This window comes from Streptomyces sp. RP5T, from assembly GCF_003933965.1.
Classification (GTDB): Bacteria; Actinomycetota; Actinomycetes; order Streptomycetales; family Streptomycetaceae; genus Streptomyces.
Map to the genome: position 1 here is coordinate 1 of NZ_RSAJ01000531.1, position 5724 is coordinate 5724.

Sequence of the window (5724 nt, forward strand, 5' to 3'; positions counted from 1 at the left end):
CCCCGCACCCGTCTCTCCCGCCCTGGACGCCCATGACCGGGAGCGGCTGCTCTCCGGCACCCACCACGACCCGCACGGGGTCCTCGGCGCGCACCCGGTTCCCGGCGGGGTGGCCTTCCGGGTGTTCCGCCCGTACGCCCTGGGCGTCACGGTCGTGGCGGCCGAAGACCTCCGGGCCGAACTGCACGACGACGGCGACGGGTTCTTCTCCGGTCTGCTGCCGTTGCAGGAGGTCCCCTCCTACCGGCTGCTCGTGGCGTACGAGGGGACGGTCCAGGACACCGCGGACGCGTACGCCTTCCTGCCCGCGCTCGGTGATCTCGACCTGCATCTGATCGGCGAGGGCCGGCACGAGCAGCTGTGGACGGCGCTGGGCGCGCAGCCCATGACCCACCAGGGGGAGACCGGGACCCGCTTCACGGTGTGGGCGCCGAACGCCCGCGGTGTGCGGGTGGCCGGCACCTTCAACTTCTGGGACCCCTCGGCGTTCGCGATGCGCTCGCTCGGCTCCACCGGGGTGTGGGAGCTGTTCGTGCCCGGTGTCGGCGAGGGTGAGCTGTACAAGTTCGAGATCACCCGCCCGGACGGCTCCAAGACGCTGCGCGCGGACCCGATGGCCCGCCGCACGGAGGTCCCGCCCAACACCTCCTCGATCATCCACGCCTCGCACCACGAGTGGCAGGACGAGGAGTGGCTGGCGAACCGGGCGGCCGGAGCACCGGCCCACGAGGCCCCCTTCTCGGTCTACGAGATCCATCTCCCCTCCTGGCGGCCTGGCCTGACGTACCGTCAGCTCGCCGAGCAACTGCCCGCCTACGTCAAGGACCTGGGCTTCACCCACGTCGAGCTGATGCCGGTCGCCGAGCACCCCTTCGGCGGCTCCTGGGGCTACCAGGTCACCGGCTTCTACGCGCCCACGGCCCGCCTCGGCACCCCCGACGACTTCAAGTACCTGGTCGACGCCCTCCACCGGGCCGGGATCGGCGTCCTGATGGACTGGGTGCCGGCCCACTTCCCGCGCGACGACTGGGCGCTCGCCGAGTTCGACGGGCGCACCCTGTACGAACACGAGGACCCGCTGCGCGCGGCGCACCCCGACTGGGGCACGCTGGAGTTCGACTACGGGCGCCGGGAGGTCCGCAACTTCCTGGTGGCGAACGCCATTTACTGGTGCGAGGAGTTCCACATCGACGGCCTGCGGGTCGACGCGGTGGCCTCGATGCTCTACCTCGACTACTCGCGCGAGCCGGGCCAGTGGATCCCCAACGTGCACGGCGGCCGGGAGAACCTGGACGCGGTGGACTTCCTCCAGGAGATGAACGCGACGGTGTACCGGCGGGTGCCCGGCGTGGTGACGATCGCGGAGGAGTCGACGGCCTGGGACGGCGTGACGCGCGCGACGCACCACATGGGCCCCGGGGGCTTCGGCGGCCTCGGCTTCGGCCTGAAGTGGAACATGGGCTGGATGCACGACTCGCTGGACTACATGGCCCACGAGCCGGTGCACCGCAAGTACCACCACCACGAGATGACCTTCTCGATGGTGTACGCGTACAGCGAGAACTACGTCCTGCCGATCTCCCACGACGAGGTCGTGCACGGCAAGCGCTCACTGGTGTCGAAGATGCCGGGCGACTGGTGGCAGCAGCGGGCCAACCTGCGCGCCTACCTGGCCTTCATGTGGGCGCATCCCGGCAAGCAACTCCTCTTCATGGGCCAGGAGTTCGCGCAGGGCGCGGAGTGGTCCGAGGCGCACGGCCCCGACTGGTGGCTGCTGGACCCGGCCTACGGCGCGGAGGCGGACCACCGGGGCGTGCGCGATCTGGTCCGCGACCTGAACACCGTGTACCGGCACACTCCGGCGCTCTGGCAGCGCGACACGGACCCCTCGGGCTTCCAGTGGATCGTGGGCGACGCCTCCGAGGACAACGTCTTCGCCTTCCTGCGCTACGACGCCGACGGCTCTCCCCTGCTTGCGGTCTCCAACCTCGCCCCGGTGGTCCGGCCCGGCTACCGCCTCGGCGCCCCGGACGACGTGCCGGCCTGGCTGGAGGCCCTGAACACGGACACGGCCCGGTACGGAGGCGGCGACGTCACCAACCCGGACGTCGTGAAACCGGACCCCACTCCCTGGCACGGCCGCCCGGCCAGCATCCAGCTCACCCTGCCGCCCCTGGCCACGGTGTGGCTGCGGCCGGCCTGAGCGGCGGCGTCCGGACGGTCACGGTCACGACGTGCCGGCCAGTGCCTTCGGCAGGCGGCCGGTGTGCAGGACCCCGAGCCGCTGGGTCGCCCGGGTCAGCGCCACGTACAGGTCGCTCGTGCCGTACAGTGCCGGCTCGACCACGAGGACGGAGTCGAATTCGAGCCCCTTGGACTGCCGGGGGTCCAGGAGGACGACGGTGCGGGTCAGGTCGGGCTCCGCTCCCGCCGTGACCCCGTCGAGCCGGGCCGCGAGCCTGCGGTGCAGATGGCGCGGGGCGATGACCGCGAGCCGTCCCTCGGCCGGGGTCAGCTCCTTCACCGCCTCCGCGACCGCGCCGGGCAGGTCGTCGGTGGCCCGCACCCAGGGCCGTACGCCGGTCGAACGGACCGAACTCGGGGGTTCAAAACCGGGGTCCTCGGCGCGCACGACGGCCGCCGCGAGCTCCATGATCTCGGCCGGGGTGCGGTAGTTGACGCCCAGCCGCGTGTGTTCCCAGCGGTCCTGGACGTACGGCTCCAGGATGTCCCGCCACGACCCCACGCCCGCCGCCTCCGCGGTCTGCGCCGGGTCGCCGACCAGTGTCATCGAACGGGTCGGACTGCGCCGCATGAGCAGCCGCCAGGCCATCGGCGACAGTTCCTGCGCCTCGTCGACGATGATGTGCCCGAACGCCCAGGTGCGGTCGGCCGCCGCGCGCTCGGCGGCGCTGCGGTGGTCGTCCTCCTCCTGGCGTTCGGCGAACCGCTCGGCGTCGATGATGTCGTGCGCGGACAGGACCTCGGAGTCCTCCTCGTCCTTGTCGTCGAACTCGTAGGTGCGCGAGGCGTACGACACGTCGAGGACGCCCTGCGCGTACGCGACCTGGGTCTCGCGCTCGCGCTCGGCCCGGGCCCGCGCCAACCGCTCGTCCACACCGAGGAGTTCGGCCGCCTCGTCGAGCAGGGGCACGTCCGCCGTGGTCCAGCCGCGGGTCACCGGGCGGCGGATCGCGGCCGCGTCCTCGTCGGGGAGGTAGCCGACCGGGTCGGCGAGGAAGTCGGCGACCAGCCGCTGCGGGGTCAGGCGCGGCCACAACTGGTCGATGGCGGCCCAGACCTCGGGGTTCTCGGCGAGTTCGTCGCGGATCTGTGTGATGTCGCTCGGGTCCAGCAGATTCGTGCCGTCGAACGGGTCGGTGCCGATGCGTTCGGCGACCATGTCGGTGAGCGTGTTGAGGATGTGGCCCTCGAAGTGCTCCCGGGCGACGTTGTGCGGCAGCCGGGCGGCACGGGTCTTCTCGCGGGCCACCTTGACCAGGCCGTCGTCGAGCATGAGGACCTCACGGTCGTGCTCGATCGCGATCACCGGGTCGGGCAGCGCCTGCCAGTCGCGTACGACGTCGGCGAGGACGTCCGCCATGGCGGCGCGCCCCTTCACCGCGGCCGCGGCACGGCTGTCGGTCGCCGTCGCCTTGACCCCGGGGAACAGTTCCCCGACCGTCGCGAGCAGCACACCGGTCTCGCCCAGTGAGGGCAGCACCTCGCCGATGTAGCCGAGGAAGGCGGGGTTGGGACCGACGATCAGTACGGCCCGCTTGGCCAGCAACTCCCGGTGTTCGTACAGGAGATACGCGGCCCGGTGCAGGGCGACTGCCGTCTTGCCGGTGCCGGGGCCGCCCTCCACCACCAGTACCCCGCGGTGCGGTGCGCGGATGATCTCGTCCTGCTCGGCCTGGATGGTCTGCACGATGTCGCTCATGCGGCCGGTGCGCGCGGAGTTGAGTGCGGCGAGCAGCACGGCGTCGCCGGTCGGGTCCTCGTGGCCGGTGCGTTCCTGGTCGCCGAGGTCGAGGATCTCGTCGTGCAGGTCGGTGACCCGGCGGCCCTCGGTGCCGATGTGCCGGCGGCGGCGCAGGCCCATCGGGGTGTGGCCGGTGGCCAGGTAGAAGGGGCGGGCGACGTCGGCCCGCCAGTCGATGAGGATCGGGGTGCGCTCGGCGTCGTCGGTGCGCAGTCCGATCCGGCCGATGTGGTGGGTGGTGCCCGAGGTGAGGTCGATCCGGCCGAAGCAGAGGGAGCCGTCGACCGCGTTCAGCGCGGCCAGCAGCCCCGAGCGCTCGGCGACCAGGATGTCCCGCTCCAGCCGGGCCTGCATGGGGGTGTTGCCCTGGGCGAGGGCGTCCGTGACGGAGGCCTCGGTGTCGCCGCGCAGGGCGTCCACATGTGCGTACAGGCCGTCGATGAATTCCTGTTCCTGCCGCAATTCATCGTCCGGAAAGCCGGTGTTTGACAATTCCACTCCCGCCCGGATATACTGTGCTCACTGAACTTCTTTGCGACCTCATTCTTTTGAAGTCGCGAATCATTGAATATACGCAAAGAAATCCCCCGGGCGCAATCCACCCGGGGGATTTCTCTGTATTGCGTCAGCTCACAGGAGGTCCGTCAGTTCCTCCAGCAGCCGCCGCTTGGGCCGCGCCCCCACCATCGACCGCACCGGCTCCCCGCCGCGGAACACCATGAAGGTGGGCATCGACAGCACCCGGTAGGCGTTCGTGGTCAGTGGATTGGTGTCGACGTCCAGCTGGACCACCTTCAGCCGCTCGCCCTCCTCCGCGGCGAGCGCCGAAAGCACCGGCCCCATCTGCCGGCACGGCGGACACCAGTCGGCGGTGAACTCCACCAGCACCGGCAGCTGTGACCCGAGCACCTCCGACTCGAAGTCCGCGTCCGTCACCTCGGCCACACCCGCTGCCCTGATCACCTGTGGTCCCCTCCCAGTTCGCACACCGGCTCCGGACCGCCCGGAACCTCCGCGTCGGCGGCGAGCCCGTCCCGCGCTCGCTCGGCCCGCTCCAGCTGCTGCCCGACCTGGGCGCGCACGGTCTGCAACTCACCGATCAGCGCGTCCAGTTCGCCGAGCTTGCGCCGGTAGACCGCGAGCGAGGCGGGACATGAGTCACCCTCGGGGTGACCGGCCCGCAGACACTCCACGAACGGCCGCGTCTCCTCCAGGTCGAACCCGAAGTCCTGGAGCGTCCGGATCTGGCGGAGCAGCCTCAGGTCGGTCTCGTCGTAGGTCCGGTATCCGTTGTGGCCGCGCCGCGCCGGCAGCAGGCCCCGCGCCTCGTAGTAGCGCAGCGTCCGCGTCGTGGTCCCGGCCCGTGCGGCCAGCTCGCCGATTCGCATACCGACGAACGTAGTCCTTGACGCCGACGTCAAGGCAAGAGCGGCGTGCGCCGGGGAGCCGTGGACGGGGCCCCGGCTCGGGTCACCGGACCTCCAGGGGGCGCGGGAACCCGCGTGACCAGCCGCAACACACCCGCACCCCCACCTGCCCGGCAACCGGGCCGGGCGCACTCGCCCGTCACCGGGGAGCCGCGACCCCCGTCCACGGCTCCCCGGTGTGCTGGGCCCACTCCCCCGCTGCCTCCGGGCGGCCGGTGAGCAGCAGGAGGAGGGACGTGATCGGACCGCGGATTTCCTCCCCCGCCCCGCGCGTCCACGCGATGTCGGTGGCGACGAGCCTCGCCTTCGGCA

4 protein-coding genes and 1 pseudogene are annotated in these 5724 nt (G+C 71.4%); 1 reads left to right on the forward strand and 4 read right to left on the reverse strand.

Annotated features, from left to right (window positions below; translation table 11 throughout):
- Window positions 1-2203: 1,4-alpha-glucan branching enzyme (gene glgB, locus EHS43_RS35500; protein WP_260470861.1), on the forward strand; the 2203-nt coding region annotated here is incomplete at its 5' end.
- Between the two features lie 24 nt (window positions 2204-2227).
- On the opposite strand, the gene EHS43_RS35505 is transcribed toward glgB, so the two are convergent.
- The 4 genes and pseudogenes from EHS43_RS35505 to EHS43_RS48335 all read right to left on the reverse strand — a co-directional run.
- Window positions 2228-4447 (reverse strand): UvrD-helicase domain-containing protein, encoded by a 2220-nt coding sequence (locus tag EHS43_RS35505; protein ID WP_125194745.1) that lies wholly within the window; start codon window positions 4445-4447, stop codon window positions 2228-2230.
- A gap of 168 nt (window positions 4448-4615) precedes the next feature.
- Window positions 4616-4948, reverse strand: coding sequence for a thioredoxin domain-containing protein (locus EHS43_RS35510; RefSeq protein ID WP_312023463.1), 333 nt, complete (start codon window positions 4946-4948; stop codon window positions 4616-4618).
- The gene (locus tag EHS43_RS35515) at window positions 4945-5373 is read right to left on the reverse strand and encodes a MerR family transcriptional regulator (protein ID WP_125194743.1); all 429 of its coding nucleotides are present in this window, start codon (window positions 5371-5373) and stop codon (window positions 4945-4947) included. Before EHS43_RS35515 ends, EHS43_RS35510 begins: the two co-directional genes overlap by 4 nt.
- A gap of 178 nt (window positions 5374-5551) precedes the next feature.
- A pseudogene (locus EHS43_RS48335) lies at window positions 5552-5724 on the reverse strand (maleylpyruvate isomerase family mycothiol-dependent enzyme); the annotation flags it as partial.

What these genes read in the sequence shown, in the direction of transcription:
- EHS43_RS35515 (WP_125194743.1), bottom strand. Translation starts at nt 5,373, where the DNA reads ATGCGAATCGGCGAGCTGGCCGCACGGGCCGGGACCACGACGCGGACG.